14 protein-coding genes are annotated in these 14,999 nt (G+C 67.1%); 2 read left to right on the top strand and 12 right to left on the bottom strand.

What is annotated here, in order from left to right; translation table 11 throughout:
• Window positions 1-45: 45 nt before the first annotated feature.
• From GOPIP_RS18720 to puuE, 6 genes are all read right to left on the bottom strand, one after another.
• On the bottom strand, window positions 46-1,878 hold the full coding sequence (locus GOPIP_RS18720; protein WP_006371335.1) for a penicillin-binding transpeptidase domain-containing protein: 1,833 nt from the start codon (window positions 1,876-1,878) through the stop codon (window positions 46-48).
• Window positions 1,879-2,022: 144 nt separating this feature from the next.
• Complete coding sequence (locus GOPIP_RS18715) at window positions 2,023-2,859, bottom strand: GNAT family N-acetyltransferase (RefSeq protein ID WP_006371334.1); 837 nt, start codon at window positions 2,857-2,859, stop codon at window positions 2,023-2,025.
• Between the two features lie 74 nt (window positions 2,860-2,933).
• On the bottom strand, window positions 2,934-4,142 hold the full coding sequence (ispG, locus tag GOPIP_RS18710; RefSeq protein ID WP_006371333.1) for a flavodoxin-dependent (E)-4-hydroxy-3-methylbut-2-enyl-diphosphate synthase: 1,209 nt from the start codon (window positions 4,140-4,142) through the stop codon (window positions 2,934-2,936).
• An 87-nt stretch (window positions 4,143-4,229) separates the two neighbouring features.
• A complete protein-coding gene (locus tag GOPIP_RS18705) occupies window positions 4,230-5,462 on the bottom strand; it encodes a M50 family metallopeptidase (RefSeq protein WP_006371332.1) in 1,233 nt (410 codons plus the stop codon).
• 71 nt (window positions 5,463-5,533) lie between these two features.
• Window positions 5,534-6,706 (bottom strand): 1-deoxy-D-xylulose-5-phosphate reductoisomerase, encoded by a 1,173-nt coding sequence (dxr, locus tag GOPIP_RS18700; protein ID WP_006371331.1) that lies wholly within the window; start codon window positions 6,704-6,706, stop codon window positions 5,534-5,536.
• A 259-nt stretch (window positions 6,707-6,965) separates the two neighbouring features.
• Window positions 6,966-7,937: an allantoinase PuuE gene (gene puuE / locus GOPIP_RS18695; protein ID WP_006371330.1), complete on the bottom strand. Its 972-nt coding sequence runs from the start codon at window positions 7,935-7,937 to the stop codon at window positions 6,966-6,968.
• Between the two features lie 179 nt (window positions 7,938-8,116).
• On the opposite strand from puuE, the gene GOPIP_RS18690 reads away from it, so the two are divergent.
• A complete protein-coding gene (locus GOPIP_RS18690) occupies window positions 8,117-8,407 on the top strand; it encodes a DUF2631 domain-containing protein (RefSeq protein WP_006371329.1) in 291 nt (96 codons plus the stop codon).
• Window positions 8,408-8,506: 99 nt separating this feature from the next.
• Here GOPIP_RS18690 and rlmN read toward each other — a convergent pair whose 3' ends face one another.
• Window positions 8,507-9,619 (bottom strand): dual-specificity RNA methyltransferase RlmN, encoded by a 1,113-nt coding sequence (gene rlmN / locus GOPIP_RS18685; protein ID WP_020171537.1) that lies wholly within the window; start codon window positions 9,617-9,619, stop codon window positions 8,507-8,509.
• A 30-nt stretch (window positions 9,620-9,649) separates the two neighbouring features.
• On the opposite strand from rlmN, the gene GOPIP_RS18680 reads away from it, so the two are divergent.
• On the top strand, window positions 9,650-10,018 hold the full coding sequence (locus tag GOPIP_RS18680; RefSeq protein ID WP_006371327.1) for a LapA family protein: 369 nt from the start codon (window positions 9,650-9,652) through the stop codon (window positions 10,016-10,018).
• A gap of 42 nt (window positions 10,019-10,060) precedes the next feature.
• Here GOPIP_RS18680 and GOPIP_RS18675 read toward each other — a convergent pair whose 3' ends face one another.
• The 5 genes from GOPIP_RS18675 to GOPIP_RS18655 form a co-directional block, all read right to left on the bottom strand.
• Entirely contained in the window at window positions 10,061-11,005 is a 945-nt protein-coding gene (locus tag GOPIP_RS18675) for a phosphatidate cytidylyltransferase (RefSeq protein ID WP_006371326.1), read from the bottom strand.
• 88 nt (window positions 11,006-11,093) lie between these two features.
• A complete protein-coding gene (gene frr / locus GOPIP_RS18670) occupies window positions 11,094-11,651 on the bottom strand; it encodes a ribosome recycling factor (protein WP_006371325.1) in 558 nt (185 codons plus the stop codon).
• Window positions 11,652-11,737: 86 nt separating this feature from the next.
• Window positions 11,738-12,478, bottom strand: a complete 741-nt coding sequence (gene pyrH, locus GOPIP_RS18665; RefSeq protein WP_006371324.1) for a UMP kinase — start codon at window positions 12,476-12,478, stop codon at window positions 11,738-11,740.
• A 172-nt stretch (window positions 12,479-12,650) separates the two neighbouring features.
• The gene (locus GOPIP_RS18660; protein ID WP_020171541.1) at window positions 12,651-13,655 is read right to left on the bottom strand and encodes a glycosyltransferase family protein; all 1,005 of its coding nucleotides are present in this window, start codon (window positions 13,653-13,655) and stop codon (window positions 12,651-12,653) included.
• Window positions 13,622-14,650, bottom strand: coding sequence for an alpha/beta hydrolase (locus GOPIP_RS18655; protein WP_020171542.1), 1,029 nt, complete (start codon window positions 14,648-14,650; stop codon window positions 13,622-13,624). The genes GOPIP_RS18660 and GOPIP_RS18655 overlap by 34 nt, the downstream gene beginning before the upstream one ends.
• Window positions 14,651-14,999 lie beyond the last annotated feature (349 nt).

The raw sequence follows: 14,999 nt of genomic DNA, 5'->3' as shown, positions 1-14,999 counted from the left end.
CCGATCGTCGGGCACTCCGGATCGCCGGCCACCAACGACCGAGGATCACACCCCGAAGCCGGGCGGCAGGAAAGAGAAGAAGTCACGGGTGACACCGACCGCGTTGTTCGAATCCCCGCCTCGCACAACGAGCGTCGCGAAGGCCAGATCTCCGCGATAACCGGCGAACCAGGCGTGCGAGCCGCCGTCGAACTCGGCCTCACCGGTCTTGCCGTAGACCTCGCCCTGCCCGGCGATGGCGGTGCCGGTACCGGTGAGCACCACCTCGCGCATCATCGGCCGCAGCTGTCCGACGACGTCGGGGTTCAGCGTCGCCGACGGGCCGCCGACCGTCGTCGGGCGATCCAGGATGAGTTGCGGCACGGGCATCTTCCCGTTGTTGGCCACGGTCGCGGCGACGAGCGCCATGCTGAACGGACTGACCAGGTCCTTGCCCTGCCCGAAGCCATCCTCTGTGCGGGCGACCAGATCGTTCTCGATCGGCACCGATCCGGTCGAGGTCGCCAGACCGGGGATGTCGAAGGTGCGGCCGATCCCCATGGCCGCCGCGGCGTGCGCCAGATCCGAGGGCCCCATCTCACTGGCCAGTTTCGCGAAGGTGGTGTTGCAGGACTGCGCGAACGCGCGCTGCAGGGTGACCGAACCGAGCGCGAACTGATCGTAGTTGGGGATGGTGCGTGGACCGATGGTGATCTCGCCCGGGCACCCGACGATCGAATCCGGATGCACCATCGACGCATTGAACGCCGCCGACGACGTCACCATCTTGAACGTCGACCCCGGCGGGTAGAGGCCGGTGGTTGCGATCGGGCCCTGGGTGTCGGCGGCCGGGTTCTGCGCGACCGCGAGGATCCGCCCGGTGGAGGGTTGGATGACCACCATCGCGATCTGAAAGGTGTTGGTGGCGTTCACCGCTCGCTGCGCGGCGTTCTGCACCTGCCGCGACAGGCTCAGCGGCACCGCCGCCGCCGGCTCGGGCGCATGGTCGGCGAGGACGTCGGCGTCGAGACCATTGGGGTTCACGGTGACCACGCGCCAGCCGGCCCGGCCGACGACCTCGTCGTCGACCACGCCGCGCACACCATTGAGCAGTACCGGCGCGAAGGTCGGATCGGTGGGGACGAGTTCGGACTGCTCGTTGTACACCACACCCGGGATCGCGAGTTGATCGCGCAGCCGGTTGAAGTCGGCCTCGGAGAGCCGGGTGATCGGATACTGCTGTCCCGACGACGTCGACTCCTCGGCGATCCGTTGTGGATCGAGATTCGGCGCGAACGGCGCGAGGACACTCACCAATTGGGTGACGGCATCACCGACCGAGGTCCCGGCGGCGGTGGCCGCCTTGGCATCGAAGTTGATGCCGATCACGGTGCCGTTGTCCATCACCTCCGACCCGTCGGCCTCGTTGACCGTTGCCCGCGGCGCCTCGGTGATGCGCAACGAGAGACGTTGATCGCCACCGAGATTGGGGTGGATGTCGGTGGTCGTCCAGCGCACCTGCCATCCGCTGGCATCGGAGCGGATCGCCTTGACGGTGCCCGGGTAGCCCCACTGCCGGCCGCGCCCGAGCTGCCAGGAATAGTTCACGTCGATGTCGGCGGTGTCCTGGTCGATCGAGGCCTTGCCGGTGGTGCCCGACATCGATTCGGCCGACAACCCGGTCCACGCCGACTGCAGTGCGGTCTGCGCCGCCTGCGGATTGTCGGTCAGCGCCGCCGCTTTCGCGGCGTCACCGTGCGCGTAGGCATCGAGAAACGCCTGGACGGCCTGTCGGGGACCGTCGTCGTCGGACGAGCATGCGCTCACCGCGCACAGCGCGAGCACGGCACTGATCAGCACAGCCACCACACCGGCGGCGCGACGCGTCGGAAAGTCCATCGAGTGCCGATACTAGGACCCGCACGACATCGAATACGGTTGCCACGCGGCATGATCGCCGTGGTGTTCCACCACGGTGGCGGCAAGCGGCGCTACCCGCCGACGCCGGCCGGTTGTCGGATGGCGAGACCCGGGGGTACGACGTCAGTCGATGAGAATCGTCGCGAAGGTCCCGACCTGGGTGAAACCGATTCGGCGGTAGGCGGCCTGGGCCGGCAGATTGAAGCTGTTGACGTACAGGCTGGGAATGCGTCCGAGTGCGGTGATCGCGGTGGCCACGGCCGCCGTTCCGGCGCCGCCGTAGCCGCGCCCCCGCATGCGTGGGTCGACCCACACTCCCTGGATCTGCCCGACCGCCCGCGACATCGACCCGATCTCGGCCTTGAACACGACCTCGCCGTGCTCGAATCGGGCGAACACCCGACGTGCGGCGATCAGCGACGCCAGCCTGCGCCGATACGACCGGCCGCCGTCCCCGGCACATGGATCGACACCGACCTCACCGATGAACATGTCGACGGCCGCGGGCAGGTACGCCTCGAGATCGTCGTGGGTGACCAATCGCACGTGCGGGTCGGGTTCGACGTGGGGCGCGCCGTGCAGCGCCATCAGCGGTTGTACCGGTCGGACCTCGCGCGCCGGGCCCCAGGTGGCCCCGATACGGTCCCACAGGGTCAGGGCCAGGTCGGCGTCACCGACGATGGAGGAGCACACCCGGGCGCCCGCCGCCGCGCGGTCGGCGAAGTACTCCATGTCGGCGGCCGTGCCACGCAACGGGATCAGGTTGGCGCCCGAGAAACACAAGGAGGTCTCGGGCCGGCCCGCGGTCCACATCTCCCCGCCCAGCATCCGCGGCTCGATTCCGTGGGACTCGAACCGTGCGGCGACCATGCACATCGGGACCGGGTCCGAGTTGAGGACACGACCCACCGCGGGTGCATCCCGCGCCCCGAGCGGCTTGTCGCCCAGCAGCTTCAGCACCGCGCTGCTCCTTCGTCCCATGTGATCCTGCGGTGTGAGCGTAGCCCGATATCAGTTCACCACGCGTGAGGAACTCAGGACACGGTCACGACAGGCGGCCCCGCGGGCGCGCCTTCTCCAGTTTCTCCCGATTCGCCCGCAATTCGCAGCGCTTCCTCGATCAAGGTCTCGACGATCTCGGCCTCCGGCACGGTCTTGATGACCTCACCCTTGACGAAGATCTGTCCCTTGCCGTTGCCCGAGGCGACACCGAGATCGGCCTCACGCGCCTCGCCGGGACCGTTGACGACACATCCCATCACCGCCACCCGCAGCGGTACCTCCATGCCCTCGAGCCCGGCGGTCACCGCGTCGGCGAGCTTGTACACGTCGACCTGGGCGCGTCCGCACGACGGACACGAGACGATCTCGAGCTTGCGGGGCCGCAGGTTCAGTGACTGCAGGATCTGGTCGCCGACCTTGACCTCCTCGGCCGGCGGCGCCGAGAGCGACACGCGGATCGTGTCACCGATGCCCTGGGAGAGCAGCGCACCGAACGCGACCGACGACTTGATGGTGCCCTGGAACGCCGGCCCGGCCTCGGTCACCCCGAGATGCAACGGGTAGTCGCACTGGGCGGCGAGCTGCCGGTAGGCCTCGACCATGACCACCGGATCGTTGTGCTTCACCGAGATCTTGATGTCGCCGAAGCCGTGTTCCTCGAACAGGCCCGCCTCCCACAACGCCGACTCGACCAGCGCCTCCGGGGTGGCCTTGCCGTACTTGCTCATGATCCGCTTGTCGAGCGATCCCGCGTTGACGCCGATCCGGATCGGGATGCCGGCGTCACCGGCGGCCTTCGCGACCTCCTTGACCCGGCCGTCGAACTCCTTGATGTTGCCCGGATTGACCCGGACCGCCGCACAGCCGGCGTCGATCGCGGCGAAGATGTACTTCGGTTGGAAGTGGATGTCGGCGATCACCGGGATCTTCGACTTCTTCGCGATGATCGGCAGCGCCTCGGCGTCCTCGTTGCGCGGGCACGCCACGCGCACGATGTCGCAGCCCGACGCGGTCAACTGCGCGATCTGCTGCAGGGTCGCATTGATGTCGTGGGTCTTGGTGGTGGTCATCGACTGCACCGAGATGGGGTGATCGCTGCCGACGCCGACCGATCCGACCTGGATCTGGCGGGTCTTGCGTCGCGGTGCGAGCACCGGTGGCGGTGCGGCGGGCATGCCGAGCCCGATCGAGATCGGGTCGGTGACCGTCGAGCCGGCCGGAGTCGGGTCAGATGCGGACATCTCGTTCTCCTGAGGAGTTCGGTGTGCGCGAGCGGGAACTCGCGAGGGCTGGGCGCGGGCCGGTCGAGCCGGGGCTGGTGGCGGCCATCAATTCGGGATCGTGATCGGGTTCACGATGTCGGCGGTGAGGGTCAGCACCATGAACGCGGCCATGACCACCACCACGGCGTAGGTCAGGGGAAGCAACTTGTAGTAGTCGATCGGTCCGCCGGGAGCCCGGCCGAACCATCGACGCACCGTGTCACGTCCCTTCTCGTACCAGACGATGGCCATGTGTCCACCATCCAAGGGTAGTAGCGGTACGAGATTGAACAGGCCCAGGAAGAAGTTGATGCTGATCAGCAGCAGAAGGAAGGTGTCCCACAGTCCGCGTTCGGCCGCCTGCCCGCCCAGGACGGTGGCGCCGTACACGCTCACCGGGGTGTCCGCCGAGCGCACACCACCGGTCACCGCGATCCACAGATTGTGGACCTTGGTCGGCATCGACAGCAGCGCATCCCAGGTCTGATGCGCGAGTTCGGCGGTGAAGACCGCCGCACCGGGCAGGATCGTCACCGGGTTGTAGTGCTTCCACAGCGGCGGCTGCTGGAACTGGATTCCGACCTTGTTGACCGTCTGCGAGGTCACCTTGCCCGACTTGTCGGTGACGGTGGTGGTCACCGGCTGCGGGGTCATCGTCAGGGTCACCCGGCTGCCGTCGCGCTCGACGAGCAACTGCACCGGACCGTTGCTCTTCTGGATGAGCGGGGTGATCGCACTCGCGGTGGTTCCGGCGACCCCGTCGACCGCGATGATCTTGTCGCCGGGGCGGATTCCGGCCGCACCGGCCGGCCCCGAACCGGTGCAGCGCGGCTCCGCCACGTTGCCGTCGGCGTCGACGGTGACCGTCGAGGTGAGACAACTCACCTTGTCCACCGTGGTGCCGACCGCGGGCGGCGACAGGTCGGGCAGTCCCCAGATCAGACCGGCCACGATGATCAGCACGAAGCCGAGGATGAAGTTCTGAGCCGGGCCTGCGAACAGCACCACCAGACGCTTCCATGCCTTCTGCCGGTACATCGCCCGACCCAGCTCATCGGCGGTCAGCTCCTCATGCGGGGTCATGCCGGCGATGTCGCAGAAGCCACCGAACGGCAACGCCTTCACGCCGTACTCGGTCTCACCCCGTCGCGTCGACCACAGCGTCGGACCGAAGCCGACGAAGTAGCGCCGAACCTTCATCCCCGTCGCCTGTGCCGCCCACATGTGCCCGCACTCGTGCCAGGCGATCGAGGCCAACAACGACAAGGCGAACAGCACGACGCCGATCGCGAATACCACTTCTCTCGACTCTCCGTTTCCTCACGCCTACCGCTACTTCACCCCACGGCACTTAACCCCACGGCGCGTCCTCACCGCTGCATCGTGGCCACCAACTCTGCGGCGCGGGCCCGTGCCCACCCATCAGCGCTGAAGATCTCCTCCACAGTACCCGGGGTTTTACGCCACTGATCTGCATCGTCGAGCACACGACCGATGATCTCCACGATCCGCGGAAAGGCGATGCGGCCGTCGAAGAATCCCTCCGCGGCAGCCTCGTTCGCGGCGTTGTACACCGCGGTCAGGCTGCCGCCTGCGGTCCCCGCCCGGCGGGCCAGGTCGATCGCCGGGAACACCACGTTGTCGACCGGCTCGAACGTCCACGACGACGCCGTCGAGAAATCACATGCCGTCGACGATCCGGGCACCCGATGCGGCCAGCCCAACGCCAGTGCGATCGGCAGCTTCATCGACGGCGGTGACGCCTTGGCGATCGTCGCACCGTCGACGAAGGTGACCATCGAGTGCACGATCGACTGCGGGTGCACCGTGACATCGATGCGGTCGTAGGGCACGTCGAAGAGCAGATGCGCCTCGATCACCTCGAGCGCCTTGTTCACCAGGGTCGCCGAATTCAGCGTGATCATCGGGCCCATCGACCACGTCGGATGACGTCCCGCCTGTTCGGGCGTCACATTCTCGAGCTGATCGGCGGTGAACCCCCGGAACGGACCGCCCGACGCCGTCAGCACGAGCCGGTCGACCTCGTCGGCGCTACCGCCACGCAAACACTGCGCGATCGCCGAATGCTCCGAATCGACCGGCACGATCTGCCCCGGTGCCGCAGCCGCCAGCACCAGCGCTCCCCCGGCCACCAACGACTCCTTGTTCGCCAAGGCCAGTCGCGCACCCGACCGCAACGCCGCCAGACTCGGCCGCAAACCGATCGAACCGACGACGGCATTCAGCACCACGTCGGCCTCGACCGACTCGATCAGCCGACACATCGCGTCCGGACCGCCCAGGACCCCATCGCCCAACTCGGCCACGAGTTTCTCGGCCACCGCCGCATCCGCGACGGCCACCCGGTGCGCAGGCACACCGAACTCGCGGGCCTGCCGGCCCAACAAGTCCGGGTTGCCGCCCCCGGCACCGACGCCGACCACCGAGAACAACTCCGGATGCTCGGAGATCACCTCGAGGGCCTGCACCCCGATCGAACCGGTCGAACCGAGAATCAGCACACGTGTCGTCACGACGACCATTGTCGCCCACCGCGCACCACGGCAAACCGCCACCGCTCGCTACGCTCCCGGCGCCTGTTCAAATTCGGCCCGCTCGCTACGCTCCCGGCGCCGGTTCAAATTCGGCCCGCTCGCTACGCTCCCGGCGCCGGGTTCACTTCGGCCCGCTCGCTACGCTCCCGGCGCCGGTCCCACTCGGCCCGCTCGCTACGCTCCCGGCGCCGGGTTCACTTCGGCCCGCTCGCTACGCTCCCGGCGCCGGTCCCACTCGGCCCGCTCGCTACGCTCCCGGCGCCGGGTTCACAGCGCGCCAGTGCTCGGCGATGTCGATCCGCCGTGCGACCCACACGTCATCGTGGGCCGCGACGTGATCGAGAAAGCGCTCGAGCGCCGCCACCCGCGCCGGCCGGCCCACCAGACGACAGTGCAATCCCACCGAGAGCATCTTCGGCGAACCCTGTTCACCCTCGCGGTAGAGCACGTCGAACGCATCTCGCAGATGCGCAAAAAACTGTTCACCGGAAGGGAATCCACCCGGCGACGCGAAGCGCATGTCATTGGTGTCGAGCGTGTAGGGCACCACGAGGTGATCGACCTCGGTGCGAATTCCGTCGGTGGTCCGGCCGACCTTGACCCAATAGGGCAGATCATCGGCGTAACTGTCCGAGTCGTAGACGAAACCGCCCTGCTCCACGACGAGCGACCGCGTGTTCGGCGAATCGCGGCCGGTGTACCAACCCAGCGGACGGGACCCGGTGATCTCGGTAAGCAGCTCCACGGCAGCGCGCATGTGTTCGCGTTCGACGTGCTCGTCGACCATCTGATAGCTCAGCCACCGGTACCCGTGGCAGGCGATCTCGTCACCGCGTTCGAGGAAGGCCGCCACCACCTCCGGGTTACGCGCCATCGCCTGCGCCACCGCGAAGATCGTCAACGGCCAACCGCGACGCTCGAAGGCCCGCAGCACTCGCCACACCCCGGCACGGGAGCCGTACTCGTAGAGCGATTCCATGCTCATGTGGCGGTTCGGGAATGACTGCGCGCCGATCATCTCCGACAGGAATGTCTCGCTCCCGCGGTCGTTTTCGAGGACGTTGTTCTCGCTGCCCTCCTCGTAGTTCAGCACGAACTGCACCGCGATCTTCGCGTTCGAGGGCCACTGCGGATCCGGCGGTGTGGCACCGTAACCCACCATGTCGCGGGGGTAGTCCTCGGAGCGATAGTCGGCAAGGGATCGGGTCGGCGGATGCATGGGCGCATTCTTGCACCGATCTCCGACGTCGTCCCGTCGGGCGATACCCCGCCTTTCGACGCCACGCGAGACGCGGCATGGGGAGTGAGACACGGCGCCACCGTGCCCGCTATGCTCTTCTGGAAGTACTACTACCGATCGTCAGAGACCACTTCTGACGTGCGCAGCGAGGAGTCAACGTGGCAGGCACCGACGTGGAGCACGCGGCAAGCACCGACGTGGAGCACAGCGACGAGATCGACACCGGGTGGGTGCGCGAGCCCGCCGACGCGCCATCGGCGCGTTTCGGCTGGCACGGCGTGGCGACCCGCACGTTCTACATTGCGGGCTGGGTGGTGGTCGTGTTGCTGTTCGCGATGTTCTACGGAAACCACGTCGGGCACGTCGAGGACATCTGGCTGGCCGCGTTCGGCGTCATCGTCGCCGCCTTCCTGCTGCGCGGCATGCTCACGAAGAAAAAGTGGAGTTGACCGCACGATCTGTGAAACCCACACGCACCCCGGCGATTACTTTTCGCCGGGGTGCGCTGTTGTGTGGGCGCTGTCGTGTGGGGTCCGGTGGTCGGCGGCTCAGCCGTCGGTCTCCTCGGCGGCGAGTTGCCCGCACGCCGCGGCGATCTCCTGGCCACGGGTGTCGCGGACCGTGCACGACACACCCTGGGCCCGGACACGCCGGACGAACTCCCGCTCAACGTCTTTCGGGCTCGCATCCCACTCGGAACCCGGCGTGGGATTGAGCGGGATGAGATTCACATGGACCAGGGACCCGAGTGCCCGATGCAGCTTCTGGCCGAGCATGTCCGCGCGCCACGGCTGGTCGTTGACGTCGCGGATCAGTGCGTACTCGATGGAGACACGCCGCCCGGTGGAACCGGCGTAGTACCGCGCCGCGTCGAGCACCTCGGCAACCGACCAGCGGTTGTTCACCGGGACCAGCGTGTCGCGCAATTCGTCGTCGGGGGTGTGCAGGGAGACCGCGAGCGTGACCGAGAGATTTTCGTCGGCCAGTCTCCGGATCGACGGCGCCAGACCGACGGTGGAGACCGTCACCGAACGCGCCGAGATCCCCAGACCCTCGGGCGCCGGCGAGGTGATCTGCCGGACTGCCGAGACCACCCGCTTGTAGTTGGCGAGTGGCTCGCCCATTCCCATGAACACGACGTTCGACAGGCGCCCGGCATCGCCGAATTCGCCGTCACGCAATGCCCGCGCGGCCGCGCGCACCTGGTCGACGATCTCCCCGGTCGACAGGTTGCGGTCGAGGCCACCCTGCCCGGTCGCACAGAACGGGCACGCCATCCCGCACCCGGCCTGGCTGGAGATGCACAGCGTATTGCGGTCGGTGTAGCGCATCAGGACGCTCTCCAGCAGCGTCCCGTCGTGCAGACGCCACAGCGTCTTGCGGGTGCTGCCGTCGTCGCAGGAGATGTGGCGCACCGGGGTGAGCAACTGCGGGAACAACGCGGCACCGACCTTGTCACGTGCCCCGGCCGGAAGATCGGTCATCTCCTCGACGTCGGCGGTGAGCCGCCCGTAGTACTGGCGTGCGAGCTGGTCGGCGCGGAACCTCGGAAGCCCGAGATCGCCGACCGCGGCGACCCTGGCCGCCTGATCGAGGTCGGCGAAGTGTGTCGGCGGACGTCCGCGTTTGGGCGCGTCGAACACGAGCGGCAAAGACGTCATGTTCCCATTGTCGCATGTCATGATGGGTGCATGAGCACACCGGATTCGTCCTCCGAGCGCCCGGCCACCGACTCGTCGACCCGCGCCCGCAATCCGGCGCCGCTCGATGACTCCCACGTCGCCGCCCAAACCGCGATCGACGACGTCAAACACACACGCACCCGCGCCACCTTCATCGGCTGGGTCGTCGGCGCGATCATCACCATCCTGCTGTTGATCTTCATCCTCGCGAATCTGGGTTCCCAGCAGATCAACTTCTTGTTCGCGAAGGTCAACCTGCCGGTCGGCGTCAGTCTGCTGATCGCCGCGATCGCCGGCGCCCTGATCACCGCGATGATCGGCGGTGCCCGCACCTTCCAGCTGAACCGCGCCCTGAAGAAGGCCCGAAAGGCCAACTGACGGGGTTGTGGCGGGCGCGCCGTCGAGGCGGCGGTAGCCCATTCACAGCAGCGCGGTCAGCACCGCCCAGACGATGAACGCCGACGGCAACAGCGAGTCGAGTCGGTCCATGATGCCGCCGTGACCGGGCAGCAGGGTCCCCATGTCCTTGATATCGAGGTCCCGCTTGACCTGTGATTCGACGAGATCACCCAGCGTCGCGCACACCACGAGGACCGGTCCGAGGATCACGCCGACCCACCACTGGGTGTCGAGCAGGAACATCGTGGTGCACACCGCACCCGCGGTACCCACCACCAGCGAGCCCGCCAGACCTTCCCATGATTTCTTGGGGCTGATGGCCGGCGCCATCGGGTGTTTGCCGAACAGCACACCGGCCGCGTAGCCGCCGACGTCGGAACACACGACGACGATCATCAGGGTCGCCACGCGCGCGGCCCCGTGATCCTGATGCACCATCAGCACACCGAACGAAGCCAGCAGCGGAAGCCAGGCGAGCACGAACACCGACGCGGACAGGTTGCGCAGATAGTTCTCGGGCGCACGAGTGATGCCCTGCGCCAACAGCTTCCACACCATGATGACGAGTACCGTGGCCACGAACGCCACCAGGACCCCGGTTGTCCCCCACGGCCAGCTACACCAGATGATCGCCTGACCGCCGACGAGCAGCGGCCAGAACGCCACATCGTGGCCGCCGCTGCGCAGTCGTTTGGTGACCTCCCAGGTGGCGATCGCGAACGCCACCGACACGACGATGTACCAGACCCACGGCGCGAACAGCAGAATCAGGATGATGCTGACGCCGAGGGTCAACCCGACCCCGATCGCGGCCGGGAGGTCACGGCCGGCGCGCGACTTCCGCGGCGCGGCAGCGTCGGGCTCGCCGGGGGGTGCGGTATCAGGTGTGGCGGGGCCGGACGTGGCGGAGTCGGGCGACTCGGGGTCGCCGGGTGTGCCGCCGGTCCCCGACGATTCGTGTGACATCGTTGTCGTTTCCGCCTGTCGTCTCGACTCGTCCGTCTTGCCTCATCTCGGTCGTCGTCCTCGGTGATACTCACACCGCGGGCGTCACTCACACCTCGAGAAGCTCGGATTCCTTGTGTTTGACGAGTTCGTCGACCTGTGCCACGTAACCGGCGGTGGTCTTGTCGAGATCCTTCTCGGCGCGGACCACGTCGTCCTCACCGGCCTCGCCGTCCTTCTGGATGCGTTTGAGTTCTTCGACCGCCTTACGGCGGACGTTGCGGATGGAGACCTTCGCGTCCTCTCCCTTGCCCTTGGCCTGCTTGACGAGGTCCTTGCGACGCTCCTCGGTCAGCTGCGGCACGGCCACGCGGATCAGGGTCCCGTCGTTGGTCGGGTTCACTCCGAGATCGGAGTTGCGGATGGCGGTCTCGATGTCGCGCAGGGTCGACGCCTCGTAGGGCTTGATCACCACCAGCCGGGGTTCCGGGGTGTTGATACTGGCGACCTGGGTGATCGGTGTCATGGCGCCGTAGTACTCGATGACCACCTTGTTGAACATCGCCGGGTTGGCCCGACCGGTACGGATCGAACCCATGTCCTCACGCGCGACGTTCACCGCCTTCTCCATCTTTTCCTCGGCGTCGAGCAGCGTGTCGTCGATCATTGTGTGTTCCTGTTTCGTCGTGGCGGGTCGGGCTGGATTCGGCTCGCCGGTTCGTCGGGATCGGTGGTGAGTCGCCTCGCCGCCGGTCAGGTCCTCACCAGCGTGCCGATGCGTTCTCCGGCGATGGCACGCGCGATGTTCCCGCGTTCCAGCAGATTGAACACCAACATCGGCATCTTGTTGTCCATGCAGAGGCTGAAGGCGGTCGCGTCGGCCACCTTCAGTTCCCGGTCGAGGACCTCGCGGTGGGTGATCTCGCGGAACAGCGTGGCATCGGGATCGATGCGGGGATCGGCACTGTAGACGCCGTCGACGGCTTTGGCCATCAACACGACCTCGGCCTTGATCTCCAGCGCACGCTGCGCGGCGGTGGTGTCGGTGGAGAAGTAGGGCATACCCATGCCGGCGCCGAAGATGACCACCCGGCCCTTCTCGAGATGCCGCTGCGCACGCAACGGGAGGTACGGCTCGGCCACCTGCCCCATCGTGATGGCGGTCTGCACCCGCGTCGTGATTCCCCGCTTTTCCAGGAAGTCCTGCAACGCAAGACAATTCATGACAGTTCCGAGCATGCCCATGTAGTCCGAGCGCGCCCGGTCGAGGCCGCGTTGTTGGAGTTCGGCGCCGCGGAAGAAGTTGCCGCCACCGATGACCACGGCCACCTGTGCACCGGACTCGACGACCTCGGCGATCTGGTCGGCGACCGTGGCTACGACGTCGGGATCGAGACCGACCTCTCCCCCGCCGAACATTTCGCCACCGAGCTTGAGGAGCACGCGGCCGAAGCCGGTGCGTTCGGACTGTCGGGTGTCGGGGGTTTCGCTCATCAACATCCTCACTCGTCGGTTCGACTCACCATCTTATGGTCCCGTCCGTCCGAATCGGAGCGCGGCGCCACCGACGGGCAACGAGAAGGTGCGCCCGAGCGCCTCGATCGGCCGAGCAGAACCCCCGTCACACCGCCGCCGAACAGGCACGATGACGGTCCGGGCGGACACCTCAGCAGCGCTCGGTGACGTCGATCCCGCACAGCGGCGGCCGATCCTGCATCACCGGATAGTTGCGGACCGGATCGAAACCACCCTGCCCGTCGGGAACGAACTGCGTCAACGGAGCCGCTGAATCGTCGATCCCGACACGCCGGAGAAATGTCGCGACGATCTGTCGTGACATGACGCCGACCTCATGCAGTCCATGCTCATGGGGAGATCGTGGCTCATGGGGAGGTCGTGACGCGAGCTCCACCTGACCGATGGCGTCGATCCCGTCGCGATGGAGTGTGTCGAGCAGAATCCCGATGTCGACGCCGTCGCCGGGTGCGAACGGAATCGACGTCAGCAAGTCCCGGCCGGCGGCGAACCCACCGGCGAGGGGCTCGATCACCCCGGACAACTCGGGTCGCAGCGCTGCGATCAGCTGACGGACCATCAACTCGGTGACCCGACCGCCGCCGACCAGGTCGGCGTCATCGGCGACATGACTGTGGCGGTAGCCCTTGACCAGTCGCAACTCGTCGACGGTCAGCAGGGGTTCGATGAGTCGCGCCACGTCGGCGGGCTCCGGTCGCGCGCCGTCAAGGACCACGACGAAGTCACCGGTGGACGCGGCCACCGAGCGCCACAGCACCTCGCCCCGGCCCGGCAGAGTCGCGAGCCCCGGCAGCGCCGACGTCGTGGGGACCACGCGGACGCCGCGTGCCTCGCACGCCTGTGCGTCGCCGGCGCCGTCGGTGGTCACCACCACCTCATCGACCAGGGACCGGCAGGCCGACGCGAATGCGCCGAGCACCACGTCCACCGCCGCCGCCCCATCGGCGACCACGGGCACCACCACGGAGATGGATCGGCCGGCCTTGGCTGCGACGAGTTCGTCAAGGCGGCGATCCCCGAGAGGTTGGGTCCCGTCGGGCCGAGCGAGATGCCAGGTGTTCGATTCCCACCAGGTCGCGGCGTTCTGACCGGTCGCGATCGTCACCTCGCGAGCGCCTGCGCGAATTGCGGCCATGCGCGGTGCAATTCGTCCTGCCAGTAGGGCCAGGCGTGCGTGCCGCCCTGATAGAAGTGGAACGTCGCCGCGACACCCAGCTGCGTCATCCGCCGCTGCAGGTTGTGGGTGCAGGCATCGGTGGCCGTCTCGATGACCGCGCCGACGGCCAATTGCTCGGACAGCTTGGTCGCATCGCCGTCGATACCCGGCCCGTTGAGCGTGTCGTAGCGGCCGGGTGTACCCGATCCGTTGGAGATGTAGATCGACTTGCCGCGGAATCGGTCGGCGTGGACGTAGGGGTCGTTGGCCCGCCATTCGGGGTCGGTGGGAGGGCCCCACATGTTGACGGTGTCGCCGTGGCCCCTGCCCTCGACGACCATGCGCACCGCGGCCTGCCCCGCAGGATCGCTCGTCTGCGCGCACCCACTGAACGAGCCCAGCGCCCGATACAGGTTCGGGGCGCGCAGAGCCAGCTGGAACACCGACGTCCCGGCCATCGAGATCCCTGCGATGGCGTTGCGTCCGTCGCCGCCGAGGTCGCGGTCGATGACGGTGGGCAGTTCGGATGTCAGGAAGGTGGCCCATTTCTGGCGGCCGAGGACCGGATCGTCGCGACGCCAATCGGTGAAGTAGCTCGCCGCACCTCCCATCGGCACCACCACGTTGACGTCGTCGTCGGCGAAGAAGCTGCGGATGTCGGTTTGATCGAACCAACTGCTGCCGCCGTCGCCTCCGGCGGCACCATTGAGCAGGTACAGCGTCGGCGCGTGTGCACTGCGCGCGGGGATCATCCGGACGTCGATGGTGCGTCGCATGGCCGGCGAGTACACACCCACCGCAATCTCTCGGGGCGCGATGTCGCGGCGGTAGACGATGCTCGCGCCGCCCGGATCCGCACGTGCGGTTCCGACGGTCGACACGATGACAGCTGCGAGAACCAAGAACAGCACGACCACAGTCGATTTCACCCGAGGCCGATCGAGTGCGCGGGTGCGGGGCAAGGGCGACGGCATGGTGATTCCTCCGGTGACGGGGTCCCGCTGAACCGGAGAACACGGAACCAGAGAACGCGGGCGTCGAAGACTGGTGCCGACCTGGTGAGTCGACGCTCGGAAGTCTGCCCGATGGTGTGAACACTTGTCCACAGCTTGCCCGAAAACCAACTGAGTCATCTGACCAACTGCGATCAAATGCACTGTTCTACAGTCGGTTTGGTCGGATTACTCAACTGTCACTGGTTGCCAACGTCGTGGGACGGCTGTACTGTCACCCCACAACGTGTGTGTCCTGCAGCACTTTTCGACAAGCCGCCCGATACGGGCTATTGCGTGCGCCGCACGAAATCTACTTCTCGAGAATCGA

Origin of the sequence: Gordonia polyisoprenivorans NBRC 16320 = JCM 10675 (assembly GCF_000241325.1) — a bacterium.
Taxonomy (GTDB): Bacteria; Actinomycetota; Actinomycetes; order Mycobacteriales; family Mycobacteriaceae; genus Gordonia; species Gordonia polyisoprenivorans.
This window is presented reverse-complemented; position numbering and strand designations above follow the sequence as displayed.